Raw genomic sequence first — 18,501 nt, 5'->3', positions numbered from 1 at the left:
AGGAGGCAAGGGGCGGACGCCGGATAGCAATACCGACCGCCCGACCGGATCCCCCTCAGGAGTGATCTTCATCCGTCGATCACATGACAAGATCCTCCCTGTTTGACGACAAACGTTCCCGCAGGCCCGACCAGCCTGACGGGTCCTCGATCCAGGGGAGGATCATGAAGTTCTCCAAGCTCGCCGCCGCCGCGGCCGGCGTCGGCATCGCCCTGTCGGCCACAGTCGCCGGCCTTGCCTCGCCCGCCATGGCCTCGTCGACCTGCTCGACGTGGAAGTCCCACGACGGCACTACCGGCTACGGCAAGTGCACGGGCGGTAACACCCGTTTTAGCGTCCACCGGGTCAAGGTCGTATGCGTCGACCCGCACGGCAGCAAGTGGAACGTGTACGGCAAGTGGGTCAGCACCCGTAAGGGCGAAACGTCGAAGGCCGTGTGCGCGACCGACCACGGCTATTCCGGCACCGGGGTGCTCTCGATCAAGATCGAGACGGACGAGCCCGTCTGACCGGAGCAGCAGCTGCCGGCCCGGCAACAGGCCTGAAGCACCCTGTCACACAAAAGGGACGCCCCTGCCCCGGCGAGAGGCCGGTGGCGGGGGCGTCCCCCTTGCACGACCGCGAACGGTCAGGTCACTTCGTGTTGACCGTGACCTTGCCGCTGATGATGTCCTGCTTGGCCTTGTCCACCGCCGAGACGACGTCGGTCAGCGCCTTGTACTTCGGGTTGGAGTCGGCGAAGCCGACGCCGCCGGACTTCAGGTCGCCACGGACCTCGCCGCTGAGCGGCTTGCCCTCGTACACGGACTTGGAGAGTTCGTAGACCGCGCCGCCGACGTTCTTCAGGGCGGAGCCCAGGATGTAGTCCTTGTACTTGGCCAGCGCGGCCTGCTTGTACTGGTCGGAGTCCACGCCGATGGCCCACACCTTGTGCGTGGCCGCGGACTCGATGACACCCTGACCCGACAGACCGGCGGCGGCGTAGATCACGTCGGCACCCGCGTCGATCTGCCCGTTCGCGGCGACCTTGCCCTTGTCGGGGCTGGAGAAACCGCCCTCCTGAGGCGTCTGCGTCAGGTACTGCGACTCGATCTTGATCTTCGGGTGCACCGACTTGGCGCCCTGGACGAAGCCCGCCTGGAACTTGTGGATCAGCGGGATGTCCACACCACCGATGAAGCCGACGTGGTTCTTCTTGGTGGCCTTGGCGGCGGCGACGCCCGCCAGGTATGACGACTGCTCTTCATGGAAGACCATGTCGGCGACGTTCTTCGCCTTCACGCCGTCGTCGTCGATGATGCCGAAGGTGAGCTTCGGGTACTTGGCCGCCACCGTCTTGACGGCCGGCGCATACACGAAACCGACTCCGATGATCGGGTTGTAGCCGGCCTTGGCCAGCTGTTCAAGCCGCTGCACCTTGTCGGCGGCCGTCTCGTTGTCGCTCGGCTCGATGTCCCGCCCGCCGATCTTGAACTCGCCCTCGGCCTTCTGGAAACCGGCGAACGCGGCATCGTTGAAGGACTGGTCGCCCTTGCCGCCGATGTCGTAGGCCAGGCCTATGCCCTTGCCGGAGTACTTGCCGTCCTTGGAGCTACTGGTGCTCGACTCCGTGCTGGACTTGCCGCATCCGGCGGCCGCGAGGGCGATGACCGCGACGGTCACCGCAGTTTGGGAGAATCTCGTCCTCCGAGAGAGCAGACGCACAGCTGTACCCCTTCGACCCCACGGCACCGTCACCGGCCCGTTCTTCCCCAATGTGCCGCCCGGTGGCGAAGCGCCGCCAGTGGTGGCGAGTTCGGCGCACAGTAACGCGCGTAGAAGAGGAGGGGAACGGGGTTTTCCCGGGCCGTTATCGATTCGTGCCGACGTTCGGTTACATGGGCCCGTCGCGGGTTACGCCCGGGTGTCGCAAGCGGACGAAGGGGCGCCAACCGGACGCCCCCCGCCCGCGTCTTACTGCACGGCGTCCAGCAGCGCGGCGGCGGTGAACAGCTCCACGCCCACCGTGATGGCGCGCTCGTCCGCGTCGAAGTCACCCTGGTGCAGGTCGCGTACGGTCCGCTCACCCGGTGTGCGCACACCGAGCCGCGCCAGGGCGCCCGGCACGTGTTCGAGGTACCAGGAGAAGTCCTCCCCGCCGAGGCTCTGCTCGGTGCCCTCGATGGACTCGATGCCGCGCCGTGCGGCCATGGCGTCCCGCAGCAGTTCGGTCACCTCGGCGTCGTTGACGACCGGCGGCACTCCGCGCACGTAGTTGATCTCGGACTTGGCCCGGTGGAGGGTGGCGATCTCGTCGATCGCGGCGTGCAGCACGTCGGGCGCCAGCCGCCAGGCGTCGATGTCGAGGCACCGTACGGTCCCGGAGAGCTCGGCGTGCTGCGGGATCACGTTCGGCGCGTGCCCCGACTCGATCCGTCCCCAGGTGATCGCGAGGCCGCTGCGGGTGTCGACCCGCCGGGCGACCAGCGCGGGCACGTCGGTGGCGACCCTGGCCGCGGCGGTCACGAGGTCGGTGGTCAGATGGGGCCGGGCGGTGTGGCCGCCGGGTCCGTCGAGCGCGATCTCCAGGCGGTCGCAGGCGCTGGTGATCGGCCCCGGCCTGAGCCCGATCCGCCCCACGTCGACCCGGGGGTCGCAGTGCACGGCGATGATCCGGCCCACGCCCTCCAGCGCCCCGGACGCGATGACGTCGGCGGCGCCCCCGGGCAGCACCTCCTCGGCGGGCTGGAAGATCAGCCGTACGGGCCGGGGCAGCAGGCCCTTCTCGTGCAGCTGGGCGAGCACGAGCCCGGTGCCGAGCACGACCGTGGTGTGCACGTCGTGGCCGCAGGCGTGCGCCCGGTCCGGCACGGTGGACCGGTACGAGCACTCGGTCTTGGTGTCCGGGATGGGCAGCCCGTCGATGTCGGCCCGCATCGCCAGGATGGGCGTGCCGCCCAGGTCCGCGCCGGGCTCCGCCCCGATGTCGCAGACGAGCCCGGTCCCGGTGGCGAGGACACGGGGCTTCAGCCCCGCCTTCTCGAGCCGCGCCTTGATCGCGGCGGTGGTACGGAACTCCTGGTTGCCCAGCTCGGGGTGCATGTGCAGGTCGCGCCGGAATGCCACGAGTTCGGCGTGCAGCGACTCGCTCAGCAGACCGGGGAGCACGGCATCGCCGGGAAGGTCGGCCTCGGACTGTCGGGACATCAATTGGTTCACCCTCTGAAGGGTAGAACGCCGGACCGGTCGACTGACCCGCGATCAACAAAACTTCAACCCCTTAGGGGAAGAAAATCCGACCGCCCGACGCATAGCCGTTGTCTCGGATGGGTAAACTCGCGCGGCTTCGCCGCATCAGGATCACCCTTCCTCCTTTCCTCAACGGATACCACGCAGCGCCAAAGCCACGCTGGAGCGGTCCACGTACCGGAACCTTCCGGGAGGAAACCCGCAGGTGGGGGCGGTGCGAGGGGAGCGGCGGTAATCTGCGCCGACGTGAGCGAACCGAACCCGGACTTCATACGAGCCACCAGCGCGTCCTACGACGCGATCGCCAAGGAGTACGCGGACCGCTTCCCCGACGGGCTGGCCTTCGACCCGGTGGACAGAGCCATGCTCACCGCCTTCGCCGAGCTGGTGAGGGGCAGGGCCCCGGCGCCGGTCGCCGACCTCGGCAGCGGTCCCGGGTACGTCGCCGCCCGGCTGCACGACCTCGGAGTGCCGGTCTTCGGGGTCGACGTATCGCCCAGGATGGTCGAACTGGCCCGCGAGGCGCACCCGCACCTGCGGTTCCACGTGGGCTCCATGACGTCGCTGGACCTGCCGGACGGGACGCTGGGCGGGATCATGGCGCTCTACTCGATCATCCATGTCCCGGACGATCACCTGCCGGCGGCGTTCGCGGAGTTCCGCCGCACCCTGGTCCCCGGCGGGCATGTGCTCCTGTGCTTCCAGTTCGACGAGGGCGGCGGCCATCTGCGCCTCACGGAGCGGTTCGGCCACCCGATCGACCTGGACTACCACCTGCGTACCCCGGAGACCGTGTCCGCCGCGCTCACGGCGGCGGGCCTGCTGCCGGTGGCCACGACGGTCCGCGCACCCGTCGAGGACGAGAAACGCCCTCGGGCGTTCCTGCTGGCCCGCAAGCCGGACGGCGAGGCCGGTGGCGCGGCCGGTGGGCGCGGCCGGTGAGCGGCTGAGCGCCGCGCGAAGCACGCCGGTGCACGCCGGTGCGGGCCGGACCGACGGCGCAGGCGCTCTCGCCCCCTCAGCCGCGCCGACCGTGCGCACCGGCTCCCGCGGGCCCCTTGGGGAGCGGCTCGGCGGACCGGGCTAGACCGCGCTCACCGCCGCCAGCCGGTGGACATCACGCGCGGTCCCGGTGACCCCGGACAGGAAGCCCTGGGCGCGGGGGGAGGCGTGTTCCGTCAGCCAGGCGGGGTCGATGTCACACACGGCGACCCGTACGCCGGTGCCCACGAGGGCCAGGGGGAGGGTGTGGACGACCGTGGAGGGGAAGCTCAGAATCGTCCGCCCGATGGGACCGCGCCGGGCGATGAGCTCCAGCGGCAGGTCGGGGCGGACGATCTCCAGTCCGGTCTCCGCGGCGAGCCGGCGGAGCTTGTCGGCGCTCTCCCGGCGGTGGGCGAAGTAGCGGGTGGCCCCGTGGGCCTTGGCCAGGGTGCGGACCGCCTCCAGGTACCGCTCCCCGTCGACGACACCGGTCTCGACCAGGGAGGTGCCGACCATGTCCGCGCTCGTGGTGATGCGGGGCGGCCCGAAGCGGGCGCGGGTCCAGCCGAAGTCGTTGGCCGTGACCGTCACGCCGTCCGGTCTCTCCTGAACCGGCATGGAGGAGAAGACCTCCACCCGGCGGCCCGCGCTCGGGGTCAGCCGGCGCCGGGCCGAGGAGGACACCGGCGCGAACAACAGGTCGCGCGCGCCGGGGCGGCCGCCCTTGCGGTGCCAGCGCACCAGGCGCTCACCGCGGGCGAGCTGGGCGACGAACTCCATCGTCGCCGTGCCGTCGTCGACCACCACCAGGTCCTTGGCCCGGGTGATCGTCAGCAGCAGCTGAACGTAGCGGGAGAAGGGGTCTCCCATGACGATCCGGTCCGCCCGCCGCAGCTGCCCGGCGAGTCCGCCGATCGTGTGGAAGGGCGCGGCCGGGCCGCCCCGGGCCTCCTCCCAGCGGACCCGGTAGCCCTCGTCCCGGGCCAGGTCGGTCATGCGGCGCAGCTGGCCCCGGGTCATGGGGTCGGTCGGGGCCAGGACGACGACGGTGAGCTCCGCGCCGGCCGGCGGCGGACCGCCGTCCGCCGAGCGCCGTACCTGCGGGGGCAGGGGCAGCGCGCGGCCCGCGCCGGACGTGTCCGTCCCGCGCAGCCCGTGGACGTGCGCCCACTCCAGCACGTTCAGCAACTGCACCGGACTCTCCACGAACGCGAGAGTGCGGGGGCCGGTTCTCCCGGCGCGGGGGCTCATCGACGTACGACCGTCCCGTCGTAAGGGGCTCACAGTGGCCCGGTGAGGATGGCGCGGTGTCAGACCGCGACCGGCTCGCCGGCCGCCGCCGCGATCTCCGCCTCGGCGACGACGCCGTTGACGCGGCGCAGCTTCTTCATCGGGCCGAGCTCGGAGTCGTAGACCTTCTTGACGCCGTCGCCGAGGGAGGCCTCGATGGTGCGGATGTCGCGGACCAGGCGCGTCAGGCCCTGCGGCTCGACGGAGGCTGCCTGGTCGGAGCCCCACATCGCGCGGTCGAGGGTGATGTGGCGCTCGACGAACGTCGCGCCGAGGGCGACCGCGGCGAGCGTGGTCTGGAGGCCGGTCTCGTGGCCGGAGTAGCCGATCGGGACGTTCGGGTACTCCTTCTCCAGCGTGTTGATCACGCGGAGGTTCAGCTCCTCGGCCTTGGCCGGGTAGGTGGAGGTGGCGTGGCAGAGCAGGATGTTGTCGCTGCCCAGGACCTCGACCGCGTGCCGGATCTGCTTCGGGGTGGACATGCCCGTGGAGAGGATGACCGTGCGGCCGGTGGCGCGCAGGGCGCGCAGCAGCTCGTCGTCGGTGAGGGAGGCGGAGGCGACCTTGTGGGCCGGGACGTCGAACTTCTCCAGGAAGGCGACGGCCTCGGTGTCCCACGGGGAGGCGAACCAGTCGATGTTCTTGGTCTTGCAGTACTCGTCGATCTGGCGGTACTCGTCCTCGCCGAACTCCACGCGGTGGCGGTAGTCGATGTAGGTCATCCGGCCCCAGGGGGTGTCGCGCTCGATGTCCCACTGGTCGCGCGGGGTGCAGATCTCCGGGGTGCGCTTCTGGAACTTGACGGCGTCGCAGCCGGCTTCGGCGGCCACGTCGATCAGCTTGAACGCGTTCTCCAGCTCACCGTTGTGGTTGATGCCGATCTCGCCGCAGATGTAGACGGGGCGGCCGGGACCGGCCTCGCGCGAACCGAAGGTGCGGATACGGGAGTTGGTGCTCATGGCGGAGATGTCCTTACTTGGTGAGGGAATCGAGAGAGGGGCCGAGGATCCAGCTGGCGATCTCTCGGACCGCGCCGTCGCCACCGGGGACGGTGGTGACCGCGCGTGCGGCGCCGCGTACGACGTCGTGGGCGCTCGCGACCGCCACGGGCCAGCCGACGAGGGCGAAGCACGGGAGGTCGTTGACGTCGTTGCCGACGTAGAGCACGCGCTCCGGCGCTATGCCCTGCTCCTCGCACCACTGCTTGAGGGCGAGGTCCTTGCGGTCGATGCCGTGCAGCACCGGGAGCTTGAGCTTCCGGGCGCGGGCGGCGACGACCGGGTTCTGTTCCGTGGACAGGATCAGCATCTTCAGTCCGCTCCTGCGCAGGGCGGCGATGCCGAGGCCGTCGCCGCGGTGCACGGAGACGAACTCCCGTCCGTCGGAGTCGATCAGCACCCGGTCGTCGGTCTGGGTGCCGTCGAAGTCGAGTACGACCGCGTCGATGTCGTCGGCGGTCGGCAGCGAACCGGGGCGGTCCGCGTCGAAGAGCGGGGCCAGTGCCCGTGCCCGCGCCAGGTCGTGCGGGTCGTCGATCTCCAGCACGCGCGCGGGGTCGGTGCGCACGAGTTCGGTGCGGCCGAAGAAGCGGTGCTGGTACTTGCGGAAGCCGGCCGCGTCCATGGCGTAGGCGGCGCCGGTCTCCAGAAAGTCCTGGGGGCGGTCCTGGCGCCGGGGGCGGAAGGACTTGTCGTGGTTGACGCCGGAGCCTCCGGCGGCCGGCGCGGGACCGGCCTGGCTGCGGCCGGCCGCCGGGCGTGGGCCGGCCGCGTCCTCCGTCGCCGGGCCGCCGCCGACCACGGCACCGGCGGGACCGGCCTCGCCGTGTGCGGCGGGTGTGTCGGCCGCTTCCCGCCAGACGAAGCCGTGGAACGGAGCGACCGTCAGCGCGGTGTCCGCACCGCCTTCCACCACCGCCGAGGCCACCCCGTCGATGTCCTCCCGGAGGATGAACGGGCTGGTGCACTGCACCAGCAGCACCACGTCGACGGCCGCGCCGTGCAGGGCCTCGTGGGCTTCCATGGCGTGCAGGACCGCGGCCTCCGAGGTCGCCGTGTCCCCGGCGATCGCGGCGGGCCGCAGCACGACCTCCGCGCCGGCCTCCCGGGCCGCCGCCGCGATGGCCTGGTCGTCGGTGGAGACCACGACGTCCGTGACCAGACGGCCGGCCCGGCACTCGCGGACCGCCCGCGCCACCAGTGGCACTCCGCCGACCGGCGCGAGGTTCTTCGCGGGCACTCCCTTGGAGCCGCCTCGCGCGGGGATCACGGCGAGGATGCGGCGCACCCCAACTGACGTGTCGGACATGGGCATTTCTCCTTGAGGACTCACAGCTCCCCCATCCGCCGGATGACGGGGGCCACGCGCTGCACCCCGTGGCGGTAGGCGCCGCGCGCCGCCCGGCGGACGATCTGCCGGACCGGTCCGGGCTCCTTGTCGGCGGCGGGCGCGCCGGGCAGCGGGCTGCCGTCCGGGCCGAGGTGATGGCGGGCGAGGATGCCGGGCAGGTAGCCGGGCGCGGTCGCGGGTGTGTAGTACGGGGTCAGCGGCGGCAGGCCGCCGGGCTGGGCGAGCAGCTTGGCGATGCGCTCGCGGGCCGCGTCGAAGGCGTCGGCGTAGGAGCCGTCCGCGACCACGCCCTGCCGGGCCACCCACCCCGGCTCCGGTACCGGCCGGTGTCCGGCGTCGAGCTGGTCCCAGGAGGCGAGGCAGCCGGAGCCGACGAAGTGGTGGTTGCCGAGGGTCTCGCGGACGCCGAGGTCGGTGAGGACGACGGTCGGGATCCGGCGGTGCAGGGACTCCAGGGCGGCCGTGGAGCTGATCGTCACCAGCAGGTCGGTGCGGTCGAGGACCTCGCCCATGTTCCCGTAGACCAGGCGGAAGTTGGCCGGCGGGTCCAGTCGCTGGGCCAGCTTCTGGTAGGGCAGTTCCTCGATGTGGGTGGTGTGTTCGCCCGGCCTGGAGCGCAGTTTGAGCAGTACTTCGCGGTTCGGGTGCAGCCGCGCGTGCCGTACCAGGCGCTCCAGCAGGTACGTACGGTCCCTGCGGCTGTCCGGTACGGAGGGCTGGGCCGCGAACACCACGGTGTAGGGGTCGTGTTCACCCTCGTACGGGGAGCCGCCGAGGAACGGCAGCGCCACCTCGGTGACCGCGGAGGCGTCGGCGCCCACGCCCTCGTACACCGCCCGGAAACGGTCCGCGTCCTGGCGGGAGTTGGCGAGGACGAGGTCCGCGCCGTGCCGCAGCAGCAGGCCGTCGGCGAGCTTCTCGTAGACGACGCCGACGTAGCCGGTGACGACGACGGGCCGCTCGCCGCGCCCCTCCCAGACCCGCTTGAGGCCGTGCAGCACCGCCTGCACCCCGCCGCCGACGAGGGCGAGCACGACGATGTCGTACGTCTCCTCGGCCATGGCGCGCAGGAACTCGACGGACGTGACCTCGCGCAGGGAGTCGGCGGTGACGCCCACCTCGGCCAGCTGGCGCGCGGTGGGTGTCGCCCGGCCGCGCAGCAGGAATCCGCGCAGTTCGAGGCCGACTTGCGCGCCCTCGTGCGCTGCGGCTTCCATGGACTGGCCCGGCGCGATACGGGCCGCGGTCAGCGCACCCCATTTCCAGCGGGTGTCGGAGTCCGCGAGTACCGCGATTCGCGTGGGCTTCGGTGTACTTGGTGGCACGACGAAGACGCTAGGAAGCAATTCCTAGGTAAAGCCCAACCGCATCTCAACAAAAAGTTAACAACACATCGCCGCGAACCCAACTGGCCCGGCGAAGCCCATAAAGTACACGGCAGGCACCGTTCCGACACATTGAGTTCACCCTCCGTACGGATACCGGAAAGGCTCGCAGCCGGGCGGCCTCCTAGGGTTTCTCGGGTGCCAAAGCTTTCCGTGATCGTGCCGTTCTACAACGTGCAGCAATACGCCCCGGACACCCTGCGGAGCCTTCGACTGAACGCCCGTTCCGATTTCGAGTTCGTCCTGGTGGACGACCATTCGAAAGACGAAACACCGGCGATTCTCGAACGCGCGGCCGAGGAGCTTTCCGACGTCGCCCAGGTGCGTTACATCCGCCATGAGAAGAACGGAGGACTCGCCACCGCCCGCAACACCGGCCTGGACGCGGCGCGGGGCGAGTACCTGACGTTCCTGGACGGCGACGACTGGCTGGCCCCGGGCTACTACGCCCAGCTGGTGGCCGCCGTCGAGGAGCTGGGCTGCGACTTCGTCCGTACCGACCATGTCCAGGCCACGGCCCGCGCGCGCACCGTGCAACGGGTGCCGCACGGGCGGCGCCGCCGGGTGATGAACCCGCGCGAAGCGATCCTGCCCGCCGACCGGACGACCTCGGTGGACTACGCCTACGCCTGGGCCGGCGTCTACCACCGCCGGCTGCTGGACAAGCGCCTGCTGCACTTCACCGACGGGCTGCGCACGGCCGAGGACCGGCCGTGGATCTGGAAGCTGCACCGCGAGGCGGAGTCGTTCGCCGTGGTGAGCCTGCTGGGCGTGTTCTACCGGCGCGGGGTCGCCTCCTCCCTCACGCAGATCGGTGACGCCCGGCAGCTGGACTTCATCCGCGCCTTCGACCAGGTCATCGAGGAGACGGCCGCGGACCCGGACGCCGACCGGCTGCTGCCGAAGGCGGTGCGCACCTACTGCGCGATCATCGCCCACCACCTCTCGGACGAATCGAAGTGGGAACCGGCCGTGGCCAAGCAGCTGCGGTCGATGAGCGCGGCGGCCATCCAGCGCATGCCGCAGGAAGCGCTCGGCGACGTGCTCGACACCATGGACTTCGACCGTTCCTCCAAGCTGCGGCGGCTGCGGCGCCGGATCACGACAGCGAAGGCGGCTGCCTGATGCCCCGTACCACGCGGATCTTCTGCGTCTCCACGCTCTACGGCGCCGCCACCCTGGCCGCCGCGCTCGACTCCGACTGCTTCGAGGACGAGGACCGCGCACTCCTGCTGGTCTTCAACAACTCCACGACCCCGGAGACCACCCCGGCCGTCGACGCCATGCCGGGCTTCGAGCCGCTGCGGGACCACTTCGACGACGTGCTGTCCTGGAACGAGGTGATCCGGCCCTTCCACCCGGGCGCCTGGGCCCCGCGCGCGGACGACGTCCCGCTGTTCGAGCGCTATCTGCGGCTGCTGTGGGACCTCGGGGACGACGATGTGGAGCTGGTCCTGGAGTCCATCCAGGTCGCCCCCGCCCTGACCGTGGCCCAGCTGTTCCCCGAGGCCGTCATAGACGTCTACGCCGACGGCCTGATGAGCTACGGCCCCACCCGCAACAAGCTCGACCCGCTGATCGGGACCCGGGTGCGCCGCCTGCTCCACCTGGACCTGGTGCCGGGGCTGACGCCGCTGCTGCTCACCGAGTTCGACGTACCGGCCGAGGTGGTGCCGACCGGGGCGTTCCTCAAGGTGATGGGCGAACTCACGTCCACCGTCACGGATCTGCCCGCGCTGCCCGGGAACGCGGCGCTGCTGCTCGGCCAGTACCTGTCCGCGCTGGGCATCCTCTCCCCCGAGGAGGAGGAGGACCTGCACGTGCGGATGATGCGGGGGGCGGTCGAACGCGGCCACCGCGAGATCGTCTTCAAGCCGCACCCGACCGCGCCGGCCCGCTACAGCCGCGCCCTGGAGACCGAGGCCGCGAAGCTGGGCGTGGACCTCACCGTCCTGGACGTGCCCGTGCTCGCCGAGGTGCTGTTCGAGAAGACCCCGCCCGCACTGGTCGTCGGCTGCTTCTCCACGGCGCTGTTCACCGCCTCCGCGTTCTACGGCCTGCCCGTCGCCCGGGTCGGCACCGTGACGCTCCTCGACCGCCTGACGCCGTACCAGAACAGCAACCGGGTGCCGGTCGTCATCGCCGACGCGCTGCTGCCGGACCTGGCGGGCGGCCGGGGCGAGGACCCCATCGCCACCGACACCCTGGGCGCCCTGATCACCGCGATCGGCTTCGCCATGCAGCCGCAGATCTACCCCGGGCTGCGACCGGCGGCCGAACGCCACCTCGCCGCGCACCTCGGCCCGCGCACCCGGCGCTACTTCAAGCGCAAGCGCCTCACCGCCCTCGGCCTGCCCGGCGGCATCCCCGAGCGCCTGGCGTTCATCCCCCGCAACGCCACGGCACGGCGGGTGGTGCGCCGGGCGAGGGCACTGCGCAAGGCGGTGCGCCGCTGAGCGCCGGGGCGCGCGCATCGGCATCTGTCGCCTGGCTCGTCGACGGCCGCGCGGGAGAACGGAAGGAAACCAAAGCGGCGCGCAGGTGAACCGATGGGAACCGGTCGGCGAAGCGTGCGGCTGTCGAACAGTAGCCCTCAGGGTGAAGCCATAGGGTCTTCATTGACGTTCCGCAGCATTGACGACCCGTAGCGCATCGCGAGGGATACCAGCATGACCGAAACGGTTGTGACGAAGGCGCGGTCACAACCCGCCCCGGCCGTACCCGCTCAGGAAGACACCCCGCCCGGCCCGCCCCCGGCGGTGCGGGCCACCGGGAGCCGTCTTCGCGCCCTGGACGGGCTGCGGCTGATAGCCGCGCTGATGGTGGCCGCGTACCACTACGGCGGCCGGGGCGGCGACGTCACACAGTCCTGGGGAAGATCCGCCCAGCACGAATTCCCCACCCTCCATACGTATTTCGCGTACGGCTGCCTGGGCGTCCAGGTCTTTTTCGTGATCAGCGGATTCGTGATCTGCATGAGCGGCTGGGGCCGGCCGCTGAAGTCGTTCTTCGCCTCCCGCGCGTCCCGGCTGCTGCCCGCCTACTGGGTGGCGATCGTGCTCGTCACGGCGGTGTTCGCGCTGCCCGCGGTCACCTTCAAGGCGGTGTCGCCCAGCGACGCGCTGGTGAACCTGACCATGCTCCAGCAGCCGCTGGGCGTGGACCGGGTGCTCGGGGTGTGCTGGACGCTGTGGGCGGAGATCCGCTTCTACGCCCTCTTCGCGCTGCTGGTCGTGCTGCCCGGGGCGAGCCGGCGGCGCGTGATCCTCTTCTGCGGGGGCTGGATCCTCGCGGCGGCGATCGCACAGGGCGCGCACCAGCCGCTGCTCGACATCGTGCTGATGCCGGAGTACGCGCCGTTCTTCGTCGGCGGCGTCGGCCTCTACCTCGTCCACCGCGACCGGCGTGACGTCTACGCGTGGGGCATCGTGGCCGTCAGCTGGCTGATCGGGCAGCACTACGCGGTGCGCGGCCTGTGGAACGCCGCGGACCCGCACGCCTTCGCCCACCGCACCTCGTTCGGCATCATGCTGGTGGTGACGTTCGGCTTCGTCGCGGTCGCGGCGATCGCGCTGGGCTGGCTGCACTGGGCGAACTGGCGCTGGCTGACGGTGGCCGGAGCGCTGACCTACCCCTTCTACCTGGTCCACGAGCACCTGGGCTGGGTGGTCATCAAGGTCCTGCACCGCGACCTGCGCGTACCGGCCTACGGGACCTTCCTGCTGACGGTCGCCCTCATGCTGCTCCTCGCCTGGCTGATGAACCGCTATGTGGAGAAGCCGCTGACGCCGCGGATGCGGGCGGCGCTGGGGAAGGCGACGCCGAACTCCCCGCCGGCGTCTCAGTCGACGCCGTAGCGCGCCCGGATACCGTCGACCACCAGCGCGAGACCTTCCTCGAACTGGTCGTCGTAGTCGTCGAAGAGCAGCTTCCCGGCCTCGGCCGCCAGCGGGTAGTCGGCCATCCGCCGGGCGCGCTCCTCGATGTCGTAGCCCTCCCGGCGCTCGTCCGGGAGGGGCCGCACGCCCTGCTCCTCGGTGACGAAGCCGATGGTGTACATGTTCGCGGTCCGCACCGCCTGGACCGTCTGCGACAGGGTGAAGCCGGCGGCCGTGAAAAGCCGCAGGGTCGCCTCCATCTCGCGCCCGTGGTCGACACTGGTGAAGCGTGAACCGCTGAAGACCTTCGCGCCGTCGCGGTAGCCGAGCAGCGCGGCACGCAGTCCGCGGTTGACCTTCAGCAGCCGCTCCTGCCAGGTGTCGGCGGGATCGAGTGCGGTGCCGGCGACCATCCGGCGGTACATCTCCGTCGCCATCTCGTCCAGCAGCGCCTGCTTGTCCTTGAAGTGCCAGTACAGGGCGGGCGCCTTGACGCCCAGTTCATTGGCGATGGCACGCAGGGTCAGGCCCTCCAGGCCCACCTCGTTCAGCAGCTTCAGGGCGGTCTCCGCGACCCGGTTGCGGTCGAGGGGCGCTCGGCGTTCCGTACTCACGCTTGACAGCTTAACAGCGTTAAGGGCACTCTCGTCGGCGACGGAACTTAACGACGTTAAGGGGATTCACGATGGATGTCCTGATCGTGGGGGCGGGCCCCACCGGACTGGCCCTGGGGATCGACCTCGCCCGGCGCGGCGTGGACGCGCTGGTCGTGGAGCGCGCGGACCGGCTGTTCCCCGGATCGCGCGGCAAGGGGATCCAGCCGCGCACCCAGGAGGTCTTCGACGACCTCGGCGTCCTCGACGCGGTCCGCGCGGCGGGCGGACTCTACCCGGCGCAGATGATCTGGCAGGACGGCGAACGGGTCGGTGAGCGGGCGATGTTCGAGCCCGTGGAGGCGGAGGAGGGCGCGCCGTACACCGATCCGCTGATGGTGCCGCAGTGGCGGACGCAGGAGGTGCTGTACGCGCGGCTCGTGGAGCTCGGCGGACAGGTGGCCTTCGGGCGCGAGGCGACGGGCCTGGAGCAGGACGCCGAAGGCGTGGACGTACGGTTCGCCGACGGTACGGCCCTCCGCGCGCGGTACGTCGTCGCCGCCGACGGCGGGCGTTCGGCCGTGCGGCGGGCGGTGGGGGTCGGGATGACCGGCGAGACCGTCGACCCGAGCCCGTTCCTGGTGGCGGACGTGCGGGTGAAGGGGCTCGACCGGAACCACTGGCACGTGTTTCCCGGGCCCGACGGCACCGGCCTCACGCTGTGCCCGCTCGCCGGCACCGACGACTTCCAGCTGTCCGCGAAACTGCCGGAGGACACCGAGCCGAAGCCGACCCTGGACGGCGTCCGCGAGCTGGTCGCCGCGTACACGCACCTCGACGCCGCGGACGTCACCGAGCTGCGCTGGGCCTCGGACTTCCGGCCGCGCGCGGCACTGGCGGACCGCTTCCGGGTGGGCCGCGTGTTCCTCGCGGGCGACGCCGCGCACGTGCACTCACCGGCCGGCGGGCAGGGGCTGAACACCAGCGTCCAGGACGCTTACAACCTGGGCTGGAAGCTGGGCGCGGTGCTGCGGGACGGCGCTCCCGAGGCGCTGCTGGACACCTACGAGGAGGAACGGCGCGCCAACGCCGCGGCCATGCTGGGCCTGTCGACGGGCGTGCACCGCGGCGAGGTGCGGCGGGGCAAGGCGACGGTCCAGCTCGGCCTGGGGTACCCGGAGTCGTCCCTCAGCGAGGACCGGCGTGCCGCCCCGTCCGGCGTACGGGCGGGCGACCGGGCGCCGGACGGCAGGGTGGACGGGGTACGGCTGTTCGACGCGTTCCGGGGACCGCACTGGACGTTGCTCGGCGCGGCGGCGCCCGCCGCAGGGGTACGGGCGCTTCCGGCCGCCCCGGAGTCGTACGGCCCGGGTGTGTTCCTGGTCCGCCCGGACGGTTACGTCGGCTGGGCGGGGGACTCGGCGGAGGGGCTCGGGGAGTACCTCACGCACGTGGGCTGCGGGTGAGCCTCGGCTTGCGGGCGATCAGCCGTCGAGGAGGGTGTCCACCGGGAGTTCCAGGTGGACACCGACGGACTCCGGGACGGGCACGCCCTGGCCGCGCTTGAAGCGCTGGGGATCGGGGTACTTGCCGTCGACCGGTTCGGTGTAGAGCAGCACCTCACCGTGCTTGCGGTCCGCGACGAGGTAGACCGGGATGCCGACCTGGGCGTAGCACTCGACCTTGGGGCCGAGATCATCGGACCAGTTCGACGACGTCACTTCCATGACCATGCGGAAGACGTTCGGAGCGTAGTAGTTCTTGGTGACGTGGGCGTCCCGGAAGTCCTCGTCCACGATGGAGAGGTCCGGGATCGCGAAGTCCTCGGGGAGCGTTGGCAGCCAGAGGCCGACGCCCTGGACCCACTCCGCCCCGCTTCCCTCGATACCTGCGCGGTCCAGCGCCCGGCACACCTTGGTCAACGACAGAGCGTGCGAGCCGTCCGGCGGCGGTGTCACAGTGAGCCTCCCCTGGAGAATCTCCACGCGGTGGCCAGGCAGTGCACGGGCGAGCATGTCGGCAGCCTCGCCCAGGGTCAGCTCCTGCTGTAGTACGGCCATGGCGTCCTCCGTTTCGGGGCCCACTCTGCAACGAGCGTAACCGGGGGCGTGCGGGCGTCGCCCCTGATCACTCCTTGGGAGGAACATCCCGGCCTCAGAACGCATCGCTCGGCACATAACTCCCCCACACCTCCCGCAGCGCCCCGCACACCTCCCCCACCGTCGCCCGGGCCCGCAGCGCCTCCCGCATCGGGTACAGGACGTTGTCCTCGCCCTCGGCCGCCTTCTTCAGGGCGGCCAGGGCCGAGTCCACCGCCCCCTGGTCCCGTTCCGCCCGCAGCCGGGCGAGCCGCTCCGCCTGCTGGGCCTCGATCGCCGGGTCCACGCGGAGCGGCTCGTACGGTTCCTCCTCGTCGAACCGGAAGCGGTTGACACCGACCACGACGCGTTCGCCCGCGTCCGTCTCCTGGGCGATGCGGTACGCGTTGCGCTCGATCTCCTCCTTCTGGAACCCCCGCTCGATCGCCGCGACCGCGCCGCCCAGGTCCTCGACCCTGCGCATCAGGTCCACGGCCGCCGCCTCCACGTCGTCCGTCATCCGCTCGACGGCGTACGAGCCCGCGAACGGGTCGACGGTCGCGGTCACGTCCGTCTCGTGGGCCAGCACCTGCTGGGTGCGCAGGGCGAGCCGGGCGCTCTTGTCCGTGGGGAGGGCGATCGCCTCGTCGAAGGAGTTGGTGTGCAGGGACTGCGTGCCGCCGAGCACCGCCGCCAGGGCCTGGACGGCGACCCGCACGAGGTTCACCTCGGGCTGCTGGGCCGTCAGCTGGACGCCCGCCGTCTGGGTGTGGAAGCGCAGCATCAGCGACTTGGGGTCCCGCGCGCCGAACTCCTCCCTCATCACCCGGGCCCAGATCCGGCGCGCGGCCCGGAACTTGGCGACCTCCTCCAGGATCGTCGTACGGGCGACGAAGAAGAAGGACAGGCGGGGCGCGAAGTCGTCGACGTCCATGCCGGCCGCGACCGCCGTACGGACGTACTCGATGCCGTCCGCGAGGGTGAAGGCGATCTCCTGCGCGGGCGAGGCGCCCGCCTCGGCCATGTGGTAGCCGGAGATCGAGATGGTGTTCCACCTGGGGATCTCGGCCTTGCAGTACTTGAAGACGTCGGCGATCAGGCGCAGGGAGGGCTTCGGCGGGAAGATGTACGTGCCCCGCGCGATGTACTCCTTCAGGACGTCGTTCTGGATCGTGCCGGTCAGCCGGGACGCCGGGACGCCCTGTTCCTCCGCCACCAGCTGGTAGAGGAGCAGCAGCAGGGCAGCCGGCGCGTTGATCGTCATCGACGTCGAGACCTCGCCCAGCGGGATCCCGCCGAACAGCACCCGCATGTCGTCGATCGAGTCGATGGCCACGCCGACCTTGCCTACCTCGCCGTGGGCGAGGGGCGCGTCGGAGTCGTGGCCCATCTGGGTGGGCAGGTCGAAGGCGACGGACAGCCCCGTCGTGCCGTGCTCGATCAGCTGCCGGTAGCGGGCGTTGGACTCGGTGGCGGTGCCGAAACCGGCGTACTGGCGCATCGTCCAGGGCCGGCCGGTGTACATGCTGGGGTACACGCCCCTGGTGAAGGGGTACGCGCCCGGCTCGCCCAGCTTCCCGGCCGGGTCCCAGCCGGCCAGGTCCTGCGGCCCGTAGACCGGCTCGATCGGCAGTCCGGACTCCGACTCACGCGCCATGGTGTGTGCCTCCGAGTTGCGTTCGGTACTCCTCACCATGCCCCGTTGTTCGGCGGCGGTCACGCTGGGAAGCATCTGGGGCATGAGCCGCATCGGACGCTCGACCGCCGCACTCGTCCCCACCGTCGCGCTCACCGTCCTCTGCGGCTGCACGCCGCAGGCCCAGGACGCCGACGGCAAGCAGCGCTCACCGGTGCACATCCAACTGCCGAGCAGCCGGGCATCCACCCCGGCGGCCCCGAAGTCGAGCACCGCCCCCGCCCCCGCGCCGGCCGACGTGCTGTGGTCGCGCGGGGACAGCGGCACGGACGTACGCGAGCTACAGGCCCGGCTGCGGCAGCTCGACTGGCTCTTCGACGGGCCGACGGGGACCTACGACGACCTGACCGAGCAGGCCGTCAAGGGCTTCCAGCGCAAACGCGGACTGCCGCAGACCGGCCGCACCGACACCGTCACCTGGCGGCGGCTCATCAGCATGACGCACGAACCGGGCACGTGGGAGCTGTACCTGATGGGCGGCCAGCCGGCCGCCGCGCCGGACCCGCGCTGCCTGACCGGCCGGGTGCTGTGCATCAGCAAGACCACCCGGACGCTGCGCTGGATGATCGACGGGCGGACGGTGTCCACCATGTCCGTCCGCTTCGGCTCCCAGTACACGCCCACCCGAGAGGGCGTGTTCCACGTCTACTGGAAGTCACGGCACCATGTGTCGACGCTCTACGACTCCCCCATGCCCTACGCGATGTTCTTCAGCGGCGGCCAGGCGGTGCACTACTCGTACGACTTCGCCGCGCGCGGCTACGCCGGTGGCTCCCACGGCTGCGTCAACGTGCGGGACGAGGCGGCGATCGCGGAAGTGTTCGCGCAGGTGAGGAACGGCGACAAGGTCGTCGTCTACTGGTGATCACCAGGGGGGAGGGATTGCGGGGCGGGGGGGGGGGCCGGGGGGCCGGGGCCCCCCCCCCCCCCGGGGCCCGCCCCCCGCCGGGGGGGGGCCCCCCCCCAAAGGCCCCGCCCCTGACCAAAAGGCGAACAAAATAAAAATGTACCCCGGCCGCA

Annotated in this window: 16 protein-coding genes; 7 read left to right on the top strand and 9 right to left on the bottom strand. The window is 71.1% G+C overall.

Features of this window, described 5'->3' with window-relative positions; all coding sequences use genetic code 11:
- Window positions 1-164 precede the first annotated feature (164 nt).
- On the top strand, window positions 165-509 hold the full coding sequence (locus ACFY01_RS43430) for a hypothetical protein (protein WP_390741300.1): 345 nt from the start codon (window positions 165-167) through the stop codon (window positions 507-509).
- Window positions 510-633: 124 nt separating this feature from the next.
- Here ACFY01_RS43430 and ACFY01_RS43425 read toward each other — a convergent pair whose 3' ends face one another.
- Window positions 634-1,662 carry a BMP family protein gene (locus ACFY01_RS43425; protein WP_390741299.1) on the bottom strand — a complete coding sequence of 343 codons (1,029 nt, stop codon included), beginning with the start codon at window positions 1,660-1,662 and terminating at the stop codon, window positions 634-636.
- Window positions 1,663-1,953: 291 nt separating this feature from the next.
- Complete coding sequence (locus ACFY01_RS43420; protein WP_390741298.1) at window positions 1,954-3,186, bottom strand: M20 family metallopeptidase; 1,233 nt, start codon at window positions 3,184-3,186, stop codon at window positions 1,954-1,956.
- Between the two features lie 288 nt (window positions 3,187-3,474).
- Between ACFY01_RS43420 and ACFY01_RS43415 the strand changes: the two genes are divergently transcribed.
- Window positions 3,475-4,170 (top strand): class I SAM-dependent DNA methyltransferase, encoded by a 696-nt coding sequence (locus ACFY01_RS43415; RefSeq protein WP_390741297.1) that lies wholly within the window; start codon window positions 3,475-3,477, stop codon window positions 4,168-4,170.
- 141 nt (window positions 4,171-4,311) lie between these two features.
- Here ACFY01_RS43415 and ACFY01_RS43410 read toward each other — a convergent pair whose 3' ends face one another.
- The 4 genes from ACFY01_RS43410 to ACFY01_RS43395 are packed head-to-tail and all read right to left on the bottom strand — an operon-like array spanning window position 4,312 to window position 9,176.
- A complete protein-coding gene (locus ACFY01_RS43410; protein ID WP_390741296.1) occupies window positions 4,312-5,463 on the bottom strand; it encodes a hypothetical protein in 1,152 nt (383 codons plus the stop codon).
- 59 nt (window positions 5,464-5,522) lie between these two features.
- Window positions 5,523-6,461 carry an N-acetylneuraminate synthase family protein gene (locus ACFY01_RS43405; protein WP_390741295.1) on the bottom strand — a complete coding sequence of 313 codons (939 nt, stop codon included), beginning with the start codon at window positions 6,459-6,461 and terminating at the stop codon, window positions 5,523-5,525.
- Window positions 6,462-6,474: 13 nt separating this feature from the next.
- Complete coding sequence (locus ACFY01_RS43400) at window positions 6,475-7,809, bottom strand: cytidylyltransferase domain-containing protein (RefSeq protein ID WP_390741294.1); 1,335 nt, start codon at window positions 7,807-7,809, stop codon at window positions 6,475-6,477.
- A gap of 20 nt (window positions 7,810-7,829) precedes the next feature.
- Window positions 7,830-9,176: a DUF6716 putative glycosyltransferase gene (locus ACFY01_RS43395; RefSeq protein WP_390741293.1), complete on the bottom strand. Its 1,347-nt coding sequence runs from the start codon at window positions 9,174-9,176 to the stop codon at window positions 7,830-7,832.
- Window positions 9,177-9,374: 198 nt separating this feature from the next.
- Between ACFY01_RS43395 and ACFY01_RS43390 the strand changes: the two genes are divergently transcribed.
- From ACFY01_RS43390 to ACFY01_RS43380, 3 genes are all read left to right on the top strand, one after another.
- Window positions 9,375-10,361, top strand: coding sequence for a glycosyltransferase family 2 protein (locus ACFY01_RS43390; protein ID WP_390741292.1), 987 nt, complete (start codon window positions 9,375-9,377; stop codon window positions 10,359-10,361).
- Window positions 10,361-11,692, top strand: a complete 1,332-nt coding sequence (locus ACFY01_RS43385) for an alpha-2,8-polysialyltransferase family protein (protein WP_390741291.1) — start codon at window positions 10,361-10,363, stop codon at window positions 11,690-11,692. Before ACFY01_RS43390 ends, ACFY01_RS43385 begins: the two co-directional genes overlap by 1 nt.
- A gap of 213 nt (window positions 11,693-11,905) precedes the next feature.
- Window positions 11,906-13,093, top strand: a complete 1,188-nt coding sequence (locus ACFY01_RS43380) for an acyltransferase family protein (protein ID WP_390741290.1) — start codon at window positions 11,906-11,908, stop codon at window positions 13,091-13,093.
- Here the strand turns inward: ACFY01_RS43380 and ACFY01_RS43375 are convergent.
- Window positions 13,078-13,728: a TetR/AcrR family transcriptional regulator C-terminal domain-containing protein gene (locus ACFY01_RS43375; protein ID WP_390741289.1), complete on the bottom strand. Its 651-nt coding sequence runs from the start codon at window positions 13,726-13,728 to the stop codon at window positions 13,078-13,080. The genes ACFY01_RS43380 and ACFY01_RS43375 overlap by 16 nt on opposite strands.
- A 71-nt stretch (window positions 13,729-13,799) precedes the next feature.
- Between ACFY01_RS43375 and ACFY01_RS43370 the strand changes: the two genes are divergently transcribed.
- Window positions 13,800-15,173 carry an FAD-dependent monooxygenase gene (locus ACFY01_RS43370; protein WP_390741288.1) on the top strand — a complete coding sequence of 458 codons (1,374 nt, stop codon included), beginning with the start codon at window positions 13,800-13,802 and terminating at the stop codon, window positions 15,171-15,173.
- A gap of 18 nt (window positions 15,174-15,191) precedes the next feature.
- Here ACFY01_RS43370 and ACFY01_RS43365 read toward each other — a convergent pair whose 3' ends face one another.
- Complete coding sequence (locus ACFY01_RS43365; RefSeq protein ID WP_390741287.1) at window positions 15,192-15,767, bottom strand: Uma2 family endonuclease; 576 nt, start codon at window positions 15,765-15,767, stop codon at window positions 15,192-15,194.
- A 94-nt stretch (window positions 15,768-15,861) separates the two neighbouring features.
- Complete coding sequence (locus ACFY01_RS43360) at window positions 15,862-17,442, bottom strand: methylmalonyl-CoA mutase (protein ID WP_390741332.1); 1,581 nt, start codon at window positions 17,440-17,442, stop codon at window positions 15,862-15,864.
- An 82-nt stretch (window positions 17,443-17,524) separates the two neighbouring features.
- On the opposite strand from ACFY01_RS43360, the gene ACFY01_RS43355 reads away from it, so the two are divergent.
- Window positions 17,525-18,346 (top strand): L,D-transpeptidase family protein, encoded by an 822-nt coding sequence (locus tag ACFY01_RS43355; RefSeq protein WP_390741286.1) that lies wholly within the window; start codon window positions 17,525-17,527, stop codon window positions 18,344-18,346.
- The last annotated feature ends 155 nt before the right edge of the window (window positions 18,347-18,501 follow it).

The organism is Streptomyces sp. NPDC001480 (genome assembly GCF_042894725.1).
In the GTDB taxonomy this organism is placed as follows: domain Bacteria; phylum Actinomycetota; class Actinomycetes; order Streptomycetales; family Streptomycetaceae; genus Streptomyces.
The sequence above is the reverse complement of the archived record's forward strand: the minus strand, read 5'-3'. Positions and strand labels throughout refer to the sequence as shown.